This window comes from Brockia lithotrophica, from assembly GCF_003633725.1.
Taxonomy (GTDB): domain Bacteria; phylum Bacillota; class Bacilli; order Thermicanales; family DSM-22653; genus Brockia; species Brockia lithotrophica.
This window is the reverse complement of sequence record NZ_RBIJ01000001.1, coordinates 278,741-292,204: the sequence shown is the minus strand read 5'-3', so window position 1 is coordinate 292,204 and position 13,464 is coordinate 278,741. Positions and strand designations below refer to the sequence as shown.

Here is a 13,464-nt window from a genome sequence, read left to right as displayed (position 1 = left end):
GTCCGTCCCCCCTCGAGGGCCGCTTACAGGGCCAATTTCTCCTTGACCAGGGCGGGGTTCCGCGCGGCGGCCAGGGCCGTTTCCACGTCGATCAGCCGCTTTTGGACGAGCTCCACCAGGCTCTGTTCCATCGTCTGCATCCCCAGCCTTCCACCCGTCTCGAGGATGAGGCGAATGTGCTCGTCCTTTCCCAGGCGCACGAGGTTGGCGACCGCCGGCGTTACGACGAGGACTTCCGCCGCAAGGACCCTCCCTTTCCCGTCCCGACGCGGAAGGAGCTGCTGGGCGATTACCGCCCGAACGGAAGCCGCGAGTTGTTGACGGACCTGGGCCTGCTCTTCCGTAGGGAAAACGCCGATCACCCGTGCGAAGGTGGAAATCGTGTCCCGGGCGTGAAGCGTGGAGAGGACGAGGTGGCCGGTTTCCGCCGCCATGATCGCCGTGCGGATGGTTTCGAGGTCGCGCATCTCCCCCACGAGGATCACGTCCGGGTCCTGCCGAAGGGCCGCCCGCAAGGCGTCCGCAAACGAAGGGACGTCCGTATAGAGCTCCCGTTGGTTGATCACGCTCAGCTTGTTGTAGTGCACGTACTCGATCGGGTCTTCTACGGTGATGATGTGTCGGCGGTACTTTTCGTTGATCCGGTCGATGATCGCGGCAAGCGTGGTGGATTTCCCGGAACCCGTGGCCCCCGTGACGAGGATGAGGCCGGAAGTGAGGTCGGGGAAGCGGTACACGGACTCGGGCAGGCCGAGCTCCTCCAACTTGGGGATTTCGTCCGCGAGGCGCCGAAAGGCGCAGGCCAAGCTCCCCCTCTGGTAGTACACGTTCAGTCGGAAGCGTCCGATTCCTGCCAAGCCCACGGCGAGGTCGACAGAAAGGCGTTCTTCCAGAACCTCTCGTTGGCGCGAACTGAGAAGCGGATAGACGAGGTTCCGGATGTCTTCCGGGCCCAATGCGGCGTATTCCTCCAGGGGCGTGAGGTATCCGCCGATGCGCAGGATTGGAGGAGAAAACGCCGTGAGGTGAAGGTCCGTAGCCTCGCGCTCTTGGGTCTCCCGAAGGAGCTCCTCAATGTGCGCGGGTATTCGCTTTTCGGACGGACGGGCGAAACCCCCTTCCACCCTGCCTCCCCCTCTCCGTCAAAAAAGGAGTTTGAGACGAGCCTGAAACCGCGCATCGTCCTTCTTCTCGGGCTTTGCTTCGAAATTCTCGAGGTACACCACGTACCTCCTTTCGGACAAGGATCGGACGAACTCCGCCACGTCTTGCGTCCTCCCGGAGACGGCGAACTCGTACACCCGCCAGGTGAAGGCTTCCTGCGGCTTGTTCGGGGGGGCGTCTTCCTTGCCCGGTTCGATTTGCTTGAGGATCACCTCCCGGAGTTCCACATGGTAGCGTCGGGCCAACTCGTACACCTCCGCGACGGCCAACGCGACATCGCCGCCTTCGCGGAGTTTTCCTCCGAGGGATTTCTCGCGCTCCTCTTCCTTGCGCTTGAGCTCCTCTTTGAGGGCGTCGATCTCCTTTTGCACGGCGGCAGTCGAAGGAATTTGGGCGCCTGACACCGCCTGCCGAAGTTCCTGCAGGCGATTCCGGCTTTCCTCGTACGTCCGGAGGATGGGGTCGTACACGTACCGGAGGTAGGCGAAAATCCCCACGCCCAAGACGAGCACGGCCAGAAGGAGCTTTTCCGTCCTCGAAAGCGGCCGCTTCAGCACCCCGATTCCTCCCTATTCCTTGAAGACTACCGTGAGTACAAAGGTGTAGGCCGGGCGCTCCTCAAAGACGGGGGCTCTCCCCTCCTCCGTCGGCCCTTCCCGGGGCACTCGGACCTTATCCGACTTCATGAGATCCAAGCGGACGTACTGGCACCACGGCTGCATTTGGTAGCGCAGGAGGAGGCGGTGGATCCCTTCGAGGGTGAGGCTCCACCCCCCGACGCGGTACGCTTTCTCCGCTTCCGAAGGATCGACGGGCGGGTACGGATCTTGGGGAACCTGCTGCTTCTTTTGCGCAGGGACGGTTTTGTCCTTCTCGGTCGTAGGCGGAGAGGATTCCTTTTTGTCCTTCTCGGTAGCCGGAGGGGAAGCGGTATTTTTGTCTTTGTCGGTCGATGGGGAAGGAGCAGTGTTCTTGTCTTTATCGACCGTAGGGGAGGAGGCGGGCTTTTTGTCCTTCTGGGTTACGGGCGGAGGGGGGACTTTGCTCACCTTGTCGACGAAGATTTCGGGGTCTTCCGCCACCACCTTGAGGAGGCGGTGGATCCGCTCTTCCTCCGTTCGGTAGGTCTCCTGGAGAAAGGCCGTTTGTGCCTCGACCGCTTGAACCTTCTTGCGCAGGGTTTCCGCCTCTTTCTTGAGTTCCTGCAGACGCGCCTGGGCCGCGTCGATTTCCTGCTTCTTCTCCTCGAGGCTTTGGATTTCCGCCTGTACACGGGCGAGCTGCTCCCGTACGACCAGGTAGTGCGCGCCGAAGATGAGCCCTACGGCCAACGTGGCCAAGAGCGGGTACAGCTGGATCCTCTCGCGCATGCGCGCCACGCGCTCTTCCAGGTCGTCTACGCCGATCGCACGGTCCGCGCCGCGGAGGCTGAGCTGCCGCACCCCCCCGCCTACCGCCGCGGCGAATTCTGCCCCACATCCCTCCCGCACCCAGGCGGGAACGTACACGCCCTCGGCCCCTAGGAGTTGGGCGAGCAGGGCGGCCGTGCGCGAACCCCCTTCTCTTCGGAGGTCGGAGGAACCGACCAACGCCACGGGAAGGCCGAGCATCCCCCGAATCGCGAGGGCCTCCCGGAGGGGTGCGGCGACATCGGACGGAAGGGGGAAGGACGAACCTGTCCCCCCTACTTCCAGGGAGACTTCAGAAGATCCTGCGGAAGCGGCGAGGAAGGTGAGGAGCGGGGCGGCGATCTCTGGCGGGGGGACGTACAGGGCGTATACCTGCCCCTTCCTGAAGCGGGCAAAGCGGACAGCGTCTTCCCCCACCTCCGCCACGAGGAGGTCGCGGAACTTCCGGCCGCGGAATCCCAGGGCGCCTCCCACTGGGAAGCAAAACTCTGGGGCGAAGACCTTGCCAAGTTTGAGTCCGCGCTCGGCAAACGCGGTACGGAGTGCCGCGTACTCGTCGCGCAAGAGGGCGGAAACCCAAAAGACCACCCGTCCGTCTTCGCTCTCGGGTCCCCTCGCGTAGCCGAGGAAGTAGTCCGTGGGCGGCGCGGGAAGAAAGGGTTCCGCCTCCCAGCGGAGGACCTCCCGCAGCTGAGCGCCACGAAGGCGCCGGAGGCGAACGCGGTCTACGGACACCTCCACCGTGGTCACCGCCGGGGAAACCAGGACGACCTTGCGGGGACGGAAGGGCAAGCGGCGAAGGACGGACGAGAGCTCCTCGCCTTCGGGAAAAGGTCCCGCCGCCCCTTCGCGATCGAGGGAAGTACACACGTCGACGCGCATCCCGGTCGGACTCCACCGCACTACGGCCGCGCGCACTTTGCGCTCTGCGACTTCCAATGCGAGGACGGAGAGCACGTGCTCCACCTCCCCTTCTTACGGTCTGTACGTCACCGCGAGCTTTTCGGGAAGCGGAGCCTGCGTCCCCCCGGGACCGACGTACACCCAGGTTTCCTCGGGCAGGAGCGTTCCCGATCCGGCCGAAAGCGCAAAGGCGACCTTGCGCTTTCCCGCGGGCAGAGGGGAGCCCGCGGGAAGACTCACGACGAGGGGGACCTCCGTTTGGTCCCCGCCGGGGAGAACGGCAGAAACGAGGATCTCCCGCGGGGCGACCGAGGCGTCATCGGCGGCGTATATCTTCACCGTGATGTTCACGGAGATTTCCTGGGGTTCTACGCGGTAGACGTCCACGGGATTTCCGGCGGCATCCGTGCCCTGTTCGTACACCCACCTCCACCGGTACCTGGACTGGTCGGCAAATTCGGGATCGTTGGGATTCGGGCGCGGCGTCCGCAGAGCCGGCCTTCCGTCCAAAAGGCGGAACTCCAAGGTAAACCCTTCGACGTTCCAATCCGCCTTCGCGATCTCCAAGCGGAGGTCGTCCTCCGTGTCGAACTCGCGGTCGGGCCCTGCGGAGGTGACGACCAAACGTTCGTTTGACGTGCCCTCGTCTACGAGAACAAACCGAAGCGGTGTACCCCAAGCGTCACGGAGGACGTCTTTGGGAGGCGAGAGGTAGGGCCCCCTCCAGGCGAAGCCAGGAGCGAAGGTCTGAGGAAGACCCGCATACTCGTGATCCCAAAGTCCGGGCATCTGGACGACTTCTCCGGGTGCCCCCGTAGGCGAAACCCATGTCCGCACGTCGGGATCCCAGGCGTACAGAGGAGGCCATTTTCCAACGTCGCCGAGAAATCCGCGGAGGAAGCGATTTCCGGCCGGGTCATAGGCTTCTGCTCCGAAGAACGCCGCTTTCAGCTGCCGGAGCAACCCTTCTGTGTCCGCGGTTTCCTGCGGGAGGTTTACGTGCTCCCACTCTTCAGGAGAGATCCCGAGAATGAGAAGCCGGTGTTTGGCGTTTTGCGCCTTGAAGTACTCCCACGTCCCGGGAGTGGCGGGATCCCCCCACTCCACGGGCGAACCGTCGGAAGTAAACGGGGGATCGTGTACCACCCCCTTGGGGCCGGCGCTTACGAGGAACAGCCACACGCCGCCCTTCGCATCCTTCACCTTGAAGAAGAGGAGGGGACGCCCCCAGGCGTCGTGCAGAACGCCGTCCCCGTAGCGGATGGGAGGGGCACCCGTCGGGGGGGTCACGGGAGACTTGGAAAGGTCTACGTACGGACCCTTCCAAAGAGGTGCGACGTCCCCAAGGCTCGGGTCCGGCTTTTCCCACAGAGCGCGCGGCTGCGCGATCTTTGCCCCGTCCTCGAGGAGGTGCTCGGCGCCGTTCCCCGGATTCCAAGTCGGTTTCCAAAGGCCGCCGCCTCGGGCGTCGCGGACGAAGGCGAAGGTGTAGAGCTCCGGGATCGCCCCTACATCGCCCACGTAGCCGCGAAGGATTCGGCGCCCTCTTTCGTCGTAGGCGCCTTCGGGGCCGAGGATGGCCCTCTTTACGTCCTGCATCGCCTTCCACGTCGCCTTTTCCTTTTCCGCATCCCCGATCGCTCCGGCAAAGGGGACGATCATCGTCGTGAGAAACCCGAGGATGACGAGAAAGATGACGACCTCGAGGAGGCTCATCCCCGTGTCGGATCGAAACGCGCGCGGCACAAGCCTTCCCCTCCCCGGAGATCCGCGTTGCGGGCGGAGAAATTCAGGAGACGACCTCGATCCGAACGGGAGGATCGCCGCCTTCGCTCTCGACGACGGTCGAGCGGACGCTGACGATTCCCTTGGACGCGGAGGCAAACCCGAGAACGACCCAAAACAAGGGGAGCAGGGGCAAGATCTCGGAATGGTACAGCCCCGTCACGAGGTACGAAACCCCCAAAGCCACGAGCTCCCCCTTTGCGTGCCGGAGGGCGGCGACGATCCAGGCGAAGTAGGTCACCGCGGCAAAGGCCCCCATCGTCACAAGCGTTTCCAGGTACATACTTGGCGTCTTGTCCCAAAACCCGAGCCACGGCATCTGCCGAACAACGACCGTGAGGTGGTCGGGTCCCAACCCCCAAGCCCAGCATGCGCGGCACAGGCGGAGGACCTTCCCCCATACCGACCAAAACTCCGACGGCGGGAGCCAGCCGACGACTTGGGCAAGTGGGGTAAACCACAGGCCGGCGAGAAAGGCGAGGGTGGCCGAGGCGAAGGCCGAGGCGTACGCGACGAGGGACTTCCGCGGAAGCCGCCGCACCTCGGGATCCCGGAGGACGACGGCGGTGCCGAAGAGCGCACCTGTCCAGGCGGGCCAATCCAAGGTCACGAGCAGCCCGACCCAGACGAAGAGCGCGGCCCCGACCCAAAGCCCACGCCGCCTTTCTGAGGTTAGGGCAACCCAAAGGGAAGCGGGAAAGGCGAAGCCCAGAAAGGCCCCCAGGTTTTCCGCCGACCCCAGCGTGGCGTATGCGGTCATCCCGCTCCGGTACGGCTCGTGCGGCACGGGAGAAAGGCCGAGAAGCTGGGCAAGGGCGAGGACCGAAGCCGTGGCGCCCGCGAGGACGAGGGCCTTTACGGCCGACGCATTTCGGCCTACGAGGGCAGCCAAGAGAAAGAGGGGGAAGCTGAGGAGGTACGTGGCCAACCCCGTGTAGCGAAAGTTAGCTCCCCAAAAGGCGAGTGAGGGATAGGGTGCCATCGACGTCGCCACAACGCCGAAGGTAAAAAAAACGAGAAGAAGCCAAAGGGCGGGGGACTTCCCCGGATACACGCGCACGCCGCGGCGAAAAAGGAGGAAGGCCGCCGCAAAGGAAAACAGGGCCAAAAGGACGAAGCGGGGGGCGTAGAAGTAGTCCAACCGGCCCCCGGAAAAGGCGATCGGGTGGGGAAGGACGAAGAGCGGAAACACGAAGGCAAAGGTGACGAGGAGCCCTTCTGCGGGATCCCCGGCCCGCAGGCGTTCGAGGAGCCTCCGCACGCACATCCCTCCTGTCGTTCCTCAAAAAAGGGGCGGGGGTTTCCCCGCCCCACGAGCCTTGCGCGTGCTTACTGGGCTGTGACGTTCGTCAGTACCCAGACAGGTTCGCCCGTGCCTCCCGGGACGTCCCCTTCGGGGCAGAAGGTCGTCACAGACCAGAGGGGCTCGGCTTCGTCCGCGCGAATCTCGACGGTCTTCGTCTCCTTCGTGCGCTCGTTCGTGAACGTAAGGGTCACCTTTTCCGTCCCGCCGAGCGCCTGCACGAGGGCGGTGCTCGTCGCCGCAAGGCGCGGGACGACGACGTTGTAGTTGTTGTAGAGGAAGTGGTCGGCGCGCTTCATCCCGTTCGGGCACATCCCGGACTTCTGGATGAGGCCCTCCTTCACGAGGTCGCTGTTCGGGCCGACGCCGAGGACGATGCGCCCGATGAGGTCGGGGTGGCCGATTTTTTGATTTTGGGCGATCGTGAGCTTGCCCGTGGTCCCGTCATGTGCATAGCCCACGGCAAGGACGTACGTCCCGTCCGCAACCTTAACGGGGGTCATGAAGTCGTTTACACCGGCTGCGTGGGTGGGTATGCCGTCGTTCAGCTTCTTCACGTCGTTCCCCACGAAGTCCATGTCCTTGACGTCTTTGTTCACATTGAGGTAGAAGAGAGGTAGAAGACGTTGTTGATGCCGAGCTGGTTGAGCTCGCTCGCCTCCTCCGCAGAGAGCTTGACGAGCCCCATCTTGGTCATGGCGTAAAAGTCCTTGGAGAGGACCTCCTGCCCCGTTCCCTTGTTGTTGTCGTCGATGTACCAGCCCGTGCCGATTTCCTTTCCGAAGTCATACTGCGTCGTAGGATCGACGGGGTTGCCGTTTGCCTCGTGGACGACGAGGCTCGTAAGGTTGTCCGGCAGCGCCTCCCGGCTTTCCGTGTACGCCGCCAGGACGTCCCGGAGGCGCATCTGGTTGTTGTCGCAGACCGTGTCCGACGCCCCGCCCGCAATCCCCGCGAGGCGCGGCACGATCATGGCAGCCAAGAAGCCCATGATCGCGATGACGATCAGGAGTTCGATCAACGTGAACCCGCCCGAGTCCTTTCGAAGGCGCCGATAGAGCTTCTGCACCTTTTCCCGCATGTGCGCGGCCCTCCTCGTAGGTCGAATTTTCCCGACGCGTGAGAAGGGCTCCCCCGCAGAGCCACCTCCTCTTACCTTACCGCCACCACGGAATTCGGCCCGGACCCCGCGCCCGCGGCCACGTCGCACGCTTTCTTGGCCATCACCCCCTTTCTGGTCCTTCCAGAGAGGAGGCGCCGGAGGAGGCGTCCGCTGTGCCCGCAAGCTTGGCCTTTCCCGCATAGGGGTAATCCACCACGAAGCGGTACTGCTTGCCGCAGTGGAGGATCACCTCTTTCTGGCCGCGCTTGAGGATGCGGATTTCGATGCGCATCTCCCCGTAGCCGTCGTGGAAGAAGAGCTCTTCGTACAGCTCGCGAATCTTGGCGAGGACCGCTTCGTGCGTGTGCGCCATCGTTCTCCCCTTGTGACGGCGACCCCCTTTCCGACGCTCCACGAACGCCGGCGGGCGGATACCCGAATGGTACCCGTACCCTGCGATGGGGACGGGCGGATTCGGCCGTTCTCTCCGAGAATGATTCTCTTTACCGTCCCGATTCCCGTTATACGGCCCGCGGACGAGCTGTCAAATGAACATTCTGTGAATTATTGAACTTATGACTTGGTACGAGCGAGCTAAGAATGAAAGCCTACACAACGTGAGGAGAGGTCAAAGCTAACATTGACTTGCAGAAACGAGTTCTGCGCAAACAAAAAACGGCGGCTTTCGCCGCCGCAAGGCTCTCCTCCTCCGACAGCCTCGGAAACGGCGAAGCCGCGGGATCTGCCTTTCCCCAGATGCCCGAAGTCCTTTAGAATTCCTCCTCGTCGTCGTCATCCGCCTCCAGCCAGTTGTACTGGACGAGCCGCGGGACTTCGCGCACTTCGGGTCTCCTCGCGTCGGAAGCCGGTATGCCGCGCGCACGCGCGGAAGCGGGCGGCCGCGACAAAAACCGATCGACTTCGCGAAGCGAGCGGACGCCACCCGCCACCGCCTCCTCCGTAGCGCGGAGGATCTCGGCGTCTTCACGGCCTTCCTCCCGCCAGGTGGCGAGGAGGTCGATTTCCGTGACGGAGAGGGGACGTCCGAGTAGGGTTTCGAGGCGGTCGACGAGGGAGGCCGGGCGAACCTCGCCCGCCAAGGAGGTCGCGAGGCGAAGGTAGAGGGGGTGGAGGGAGTAGCCTTCGAAGAGCGCACCCTCCTCCTCGTGGCGTTCGATGGCGAGGAAGCCTCGGTCTACGAGGGAGCGGAGACGTTCGGCGATGGTCCGCTCGGCCATGGTCGTCACAGAGGCCAACACCCGCGGCGAGGGGAGGGGGTCCCCCTCGTGGCGGAAAACGAGGAGGTGGAGAAGGAGCACTACGTCTTCTTCGTCTAGGCCGAGTTTCGCGTAGTGACGGAAGAGGGCGACGGGAACGCTCACGGCGCCTTCCTCGAGGACGCGTGCGAGGAGGGAAAGTACCTCTTCGTCCACGGTCCCACCCTCCCCTCGGAAAGTCGAAGTCGAAGCAACGATTACGCCGACATCACCCTGCGGCGGGCAAAGGCCGCGAGGCGCGCGATCCCCTCGAGCATCTCTTCCTCGCCCATGGCGTAGGAAAGCCGAACGAATTCGGGGGCACCAAAACTCGTCCCCGGAACGACGACGACCTTTTCTTCTTCCAAGAGGGCGCGGGCCAAGGCGTCGGCATCGGAAAACCCGCCCGCCTCGAGGAGCGGGGACACGTCGAGGAAGACGTAAAACGCGCCTCCCGGGGGAGCGAAGCGGACCCCAGGGACCTCGGCGAGAGCGGCGAGCATCTTCGCGCGCCGAGAGGCGAAGAGTTGGCGAAGGCGCTCCACCTCTCCCAAAGCTTCCCGCAGGGCGGCCACGCCCGCGTACTGTACGAAAGACGTGGGACAGGAAACGCTTTGGCTCGCGAGGTTGTCCAGCGCTCGGACGAGCTCCCGCGGACCTGCGGCAAAGCCGAGCCGCCACCCCGTCATGGCAAAGCTCTTGGAAAACCCTCCGATGAGAAGCGTCCGGTCGGCAAGTTCGGGAACCGCCCGCGGAAAGGGAACGTGGGCGCCCTCGTAGACGAGCTCCGCGTAGATTTCGTCGGCGATTACCCAAACGTCGCGTCCCGCGAGGACTTCCCCGAGCTGCCGAAGGACGGTTTCGGGGTACACGGCTCCCGTGGGGTTGTTGGGCGTATTGAGAAGGACGGCGCGCGTTCGCGGGGTGAGGGCGGCGGTGAACGCCTCCCGTTCCGGAAGGAATCCGCGCTCCGGTGACGTGGGAACGACGACCGGTTTGCCCCCAGCGAGGCGCACCATCTCGGGGTAGCTCACCCAGTACGGCGAGAAGAGCACGACCTCCTCCTCGGGTTCGAGCACCGCGAGGAAGGCGTTGAAGAGCGCGTGCTTTGCCCCTACGGAAATGTGGACGTCTTCGGGTGCGTACGCGAGCCCGAAGCGGGTGTGCAGGTATTCCGCCACCGCCTCGCGCAAAGGGCGGATTCCGCCTGAGGGGGTGTACTTCGTCTTCCCTTCGCGCAGCGCTCGGCAGGCGGCTTCAATCACGGGCTCTGGGGTGTTCACGTCCGGTTCGCCCGCCCCGAAGCTCACCACGGGCTCCCCTCGCTCCTTGAGCTCGCGGGCCAAGGCGGTAAGGGCGAGGGTGGCGGAAGGGGCGAGAGCGCGGACGCGGCCGGCGAGAGGTGGAGTGGGCATGCGTCGGGTCCTCCTATCGCGTTCGAAAGCTGGTCTGCGAAGTCAACCTCCCAAACCACGCGCGGGAAGCGCGAAGGCGCGAAGGAAGCGGAGCCCTTCGGGGTCGACGTCTACGTACACGAACCCGTCCGGCGTCCGGACGACGGCCTCCCAAAAGGCCGTACCGCGCGCGTAGGCAGGGACGAGGCGGACGAGTTCCCCTCCTTGCAGGGAGGGACCGTCGTCCCACGGCAGGTGCACCGCGCCCGACAGGAGGCGTTCCCGGAGTTCGCGTTCCTGGACGGCGGCGTCCCAAGGACGTGCCGCGAGGCGCTTCCCTTCTCCATCATACCAGACCATGACGGGCGATCCACGGTGCTTGCCGGAGACGACAAAGGCGGCTTCGCCGCCGCCGAACGTCCAGACGCGCTCGACGGCGTCCACGTCGCCGGCGGCGATGGCCCGTGCGGCGGCGAGCGCGGCCTCGCGGTTTTCGCGCGCCGCCTGGGAAAGTACGACGCCGACGTACGTACCTCCCCAAAGCACAAGCCCTACCGCGACGAGAAGCGCCGTCCACATGAGACGCTTCACGGCAATCCCGCCTTCGGAACAAAAGTCGAGAAAAGGGCCACGGCTCAGCGAAGACGCTGTGCCTCGCGCTCCGCTTCGTAGAGGATGCGTTCGGCGTCGAGGGTGAGGACCTCGCGCTCTTCCATGAGAAAGCGCCCGTCGACCATCACGTGGGTGACGTCCGCGGGTAGGGCGTTGTACACGACGTGGGCCAAAAGGTCCGTCCGCGGAACGTAGCGCGCGTTTGCCGCGTCGAGGACGATGAGGTCGGCCTTCCATCCCGGGCGGAGCGCGCCGACGTCCTCGAGGAAGAGCGCCCGCGCCCCCATGCGCGTGGCGAGGGCAAAGGCTTCCGGCGGCGGGAGGACCTCCGCTTCGTGCCGGATCCCCTTGTGAAGGAGGGCCGCGGTGGTGAGCTCGTGGAAGACGTCCTGGCGGTTGTTGCTCGCCGCGCCGTCCGTCCCGAGGCCTACGATCACGCCGCGGGCGAGGAGCCCCGGGACGTCGGCGACGCCGGAGCCGAGCTTGAGGTTGGACACGGGGTTGTGGGAGACGCGGACGCCGCGGGCGGCGAGGAGGTCCTTTTCCGCCTCGCTCAAGTGCACGGCGTGCACGGCGAGGGTGGGCCGGCGGAAGACCCCCAGCGCGTCGAGGTACTCCACGGGCCGCATGCCCGTACGTTCCCGGCACCGCTCCACTTCTTCCTTCGTTTCGGAGACGTGGATGTGCACGGGGAGGTCGAGTTCCTCGGCGGCCTCCACCATGCGTACGAGGAGGGGCTCGGGAACCGTGTACGGCGCGTGCGGGGCGATCATCGCCGTCACCCTCCCGCCGTAGGCGCCGTGCGCCGCGCGGGCAAACTCTACGGCCTCGCGGAGTTTGGCGTCCTGCACGTCCTTCGGCGCAAGGCCGATGACGCCGCGGCCGAGCACCGCACGCAGTCCGCTTTCGCCTACGGCCTCCAGGACGAGGTGCATGCGGTCGTACATGTCGTTGAACGTCGTCACACCGCTTTGGATCATTTCGAGTTGGGCTAGCCGCGTCCCCCAATACACGCTCGCGTCCGTGAAGCGCGCCTCGCGCGGCCACATCTCCTCTTCGAGCCACGCCGTAAGCGGACGCCCTTCCCCGATTCCCCGGAGGAGGGACATAGGCGTGTGGGTGTGCGTATTCACGAGCCCGGGGAGCACGAGTCGGCCGCCGAGGAAGAGCACGCGTTCGGCCTCGGCGCGGAGTTCCGGGGGCGGATCTCCAGGACCGACAGCCGCGATGCGCGTGTCTCGAACGTAGAGGTAACCGTAGATCCAGCCGTCGTTTCCCGCAGGCGCCCCGGCGTCTCCCCGCGGCGCAAGACGCCGCGCATCGCCCCTCCCTTCTCCTTCGGGTTCGGACGGGTCACCCCCGACGTACACGTACGCCCCGGTGAGCAAGATCCGCACGGCGCTCACCCCTCCTCCGACGGAGGGATGTGGGGTAGGTCCCCTGGAGAGGCCGACCGCGTCTCTTCGGCAGGGACGGAACCGCTCCCTTCGTCCGAAGAAGAAGCGCCGAAGGCCGAATGTGTCTCCGCCTGCGGCGAACGCGCGGGCAAACTGGGGCTACAGTGCAGGTAGTACGCGAGGGCGGCGAGCTCGGCCGTGATGTCCGCGTAGTGGACGCGTACGCCGGGCGGCGCCTTGAGGATTTGCGGCGCGAAGTTGAGAACGGCTCGGATCCCCGCCCGGACCATGCGGTCGAGGACCTCCTGCGCCGACTCCCGGGGTACGGCGATGATCCCGATGCGAATCCCCTGCTCGCGGACGACGCGGTCCAATTCGTCTATCCCGTGCACGACGAGGTCTTCCGTAAGCCTCTGCCCCACCTTCTGGGGATCGCGGTCGAAGACGGCCGTGATCCGCATGTGGGTTTCCTGGAAGGCGTTGTAACGGGCGAGGGCCGTGCCGAGGTTTCCCGCGCCGACGAGGGCGATGGGGACGCAGCGGTCGAGGTGGAGGATGTGGCGGATCTTTTCGATGAGGTACGGGACGTCGTAGCCGATCCCCTTGCGGCCGAACTCGCCGAAAAAGGCCAAGTCCTTGCGGATTTGCGCGGGATTGAGGAGGAGATCCTCGCCCATCTGAAACGACGATACCGTGCGAATCCCCTGGCGCTCGAGCATGCGCAGGTAGCGAAGGTACAGCGGCAGACGCCGGACGACGGCATCGGAAACCTCTCCGTGCGCCACGAAGTTCCCTCCATTTCGAGAAGTCTCGGGCCTACGCGCCCTCGTTCCTCCCGTCGGCGTCCCTCTCCAAAGGAAACCCGAAGCCGAGACCCCCGCAAGCAGCGGTTTAAGGGGGAAAGTTCATCCGGCTACCCGGCATCCGAATCGGAAATGCCCGCTTTTAACCACGACGAACGGGAAAAAGGCCGAGTACCCCGAGGAACCCGCCTCCCCTCACGCGATTCCCAAGCGCCCCGGTATGCCGACGAGAACGCCCGACGAGTCTACTGTCTTATTGTAGCAAAACCCACAACGAGAACGATCCTCATCGTCGGGTTCGAAAAAAGCGCCCCACATTTTCGGAATTTCGAAGTA

At 64.8% G+C, this 13,464-nt stretch carries 13 protein-coding genes; all 13 read right to left on the bottom strand.

Translation table 11 applies throughout. The annotated features are described in order from the left end of the window. Nucleotides 1-23: 23 nt before the first annotated feature. The 13 genes from C7438_RS01305 to C7438_RS01245 all read right to left on the bottom strand — a co-directional run bounded on the left by C7438_RS01305 (nt 24) and on the right by C7438_RS01245 (nt 13,212). A complete protein-coding gene (locus tag C7438_RS01305; protein WP_121443546.1) occupies nt 24-1,124 on the bottom strand; it encodes a type IV pilus twitching motility protein PilT in 1,101 nt (366 codons plus the stop codon). An 18-nt stretch (nt 1,125-1,142) separates the two neighbouring features. Next, a complete protein-coding gene (locus tag C7438_RS01300) occupies nt 1,143-1,721 on the bottom strand; it encodes a hypothetical protein (protein WP_121443545.1) in 579 nt (192 codons plus the stop codon). A gap of 12 nt (nt 1,722-1,733) precedes the next feature. Next, entirely contained in the window at nt 1,734-3,530 is a 1,797-nt protein-coding gene (locus tag C7438_RS01295) for a hypothetical protein (protein ID WP_121443544.1), read from the bottom strand. Nucleotides 3,531-3,548: 18 nt separating this feature from the next. Continuing rightward, nucleotides 3,549-5,222, bottom strand: coding sequence for a type II secretion system protein (locus C7438_RS01290; RefSeq protein ID WP_121443543.1), 1,674 nt, complete (start codon nt 5,220-5,222; stop codon nt 3,549-3,551). Nucleotides 5,223-5,265: 43 nt separating this feature from the next. Then, nucleotides 5,266-6,522, bottom strand: a complete 1,257-nt coding sequence (locus tag C7438_RS01285; protein ID WP_121443542.1) for a hypothetical protein — start codon at nt 6,520-6,522, stop codon at nt 5,266-5,268. A 68-nt stretch (nt 6,523-6,590) separates the two neighbouring features. Next, a complete protein-coding gene (locus tag C7438_RS01280; protein WP_121443541.1) occupies nt 6,591-7,142 on the bottom strand; it encodes a hypothetical protein in 552 nt (183 codons plus the stop codon). Nucleotides 7,143-7,159: 17 nt separating this feature from the next. Beyond that, nucleotides 7,160-7,645: a type II secretion system protein gene (locus C7438_RS09530; protein WP_121443540.1), complete on the bottom strand. Its 486-nt coding sequence runs from the start codon at nt 7,643-7,645 to the stop codon at nt 7,160-7,162. 142 nt (nt 7,646-7,787) lie between these two features. Then, a complete protein-coding gene (locus C7438_RS01270) occupies nt 7,788-8,039 on the bottom strand; it encodes a hypothetical protein (RefSeq protein WP_121443539.1) in 252 nt (83 codons plus the stop codon). A 397-nt stretch (nt 8,040-8,436) separates the two neighbouring features. After that, nucleotides 8,437-9,099: a DnaD domain-containing protein gene (locus C7438_RS01265; RefSeq protein ID WP_121443538.1), complete on the bottom strand. Its 663-nt coding sequence runs from the start codon at nt 9,097-9,099 to the stop codon at nt 8,437-8,439. A 41-nt stretch (nt 9,100-9,140) separates the two neighbouring features. Further along, nucleotides 9,141-10,337, bottom strand: a complete 1,197-nt coding sequence (locus C7438_RS01260) for a pyridoxal phosphate-dependent aminotransferase (RefSeq protein ID WP_121443537.1) — start codon at nt 10,335-10,337, stop codon at nt 9,141-9,143. Between the two features lie 42 nt (nt 10,338-10,379). Then, entirely contained in the window at nt 10,380-10,907 is a 528-nt protein-coding gene (locus C7438_RS01255; RefSeq protein ID WP_121443536.1) for a hypothetical protein, read from the bottom strand. A gap of 44 nt (nt 10,908-10,951) precedes the next feature. Beyond that, complete coding sequence (locus C7438_RS01250; RefSeq protein WP_434963939.1) at nt 10,952-12,190, bottom strand: amidohydrolase; 1,239 nt, start codon at nt 12,188-12,190, stop codon at nt 10,952-10,954. Nucleotides 12,191-12,330: 140 nt separating this feature from the next. After that, on the bottom strand, nt 12,331-13,212 hold the full coding sequence (locus tag C7438_RS01245; protein WP_121443535.1) for a redox-sensing transcriptional repressor Rex: 882 nt from the start codon (nt 13,210-13,212) through the stop codon (nt 12,331-12,333). Nucleotides 13,213-13,464 lie beyond the last annotated feature (252 nt).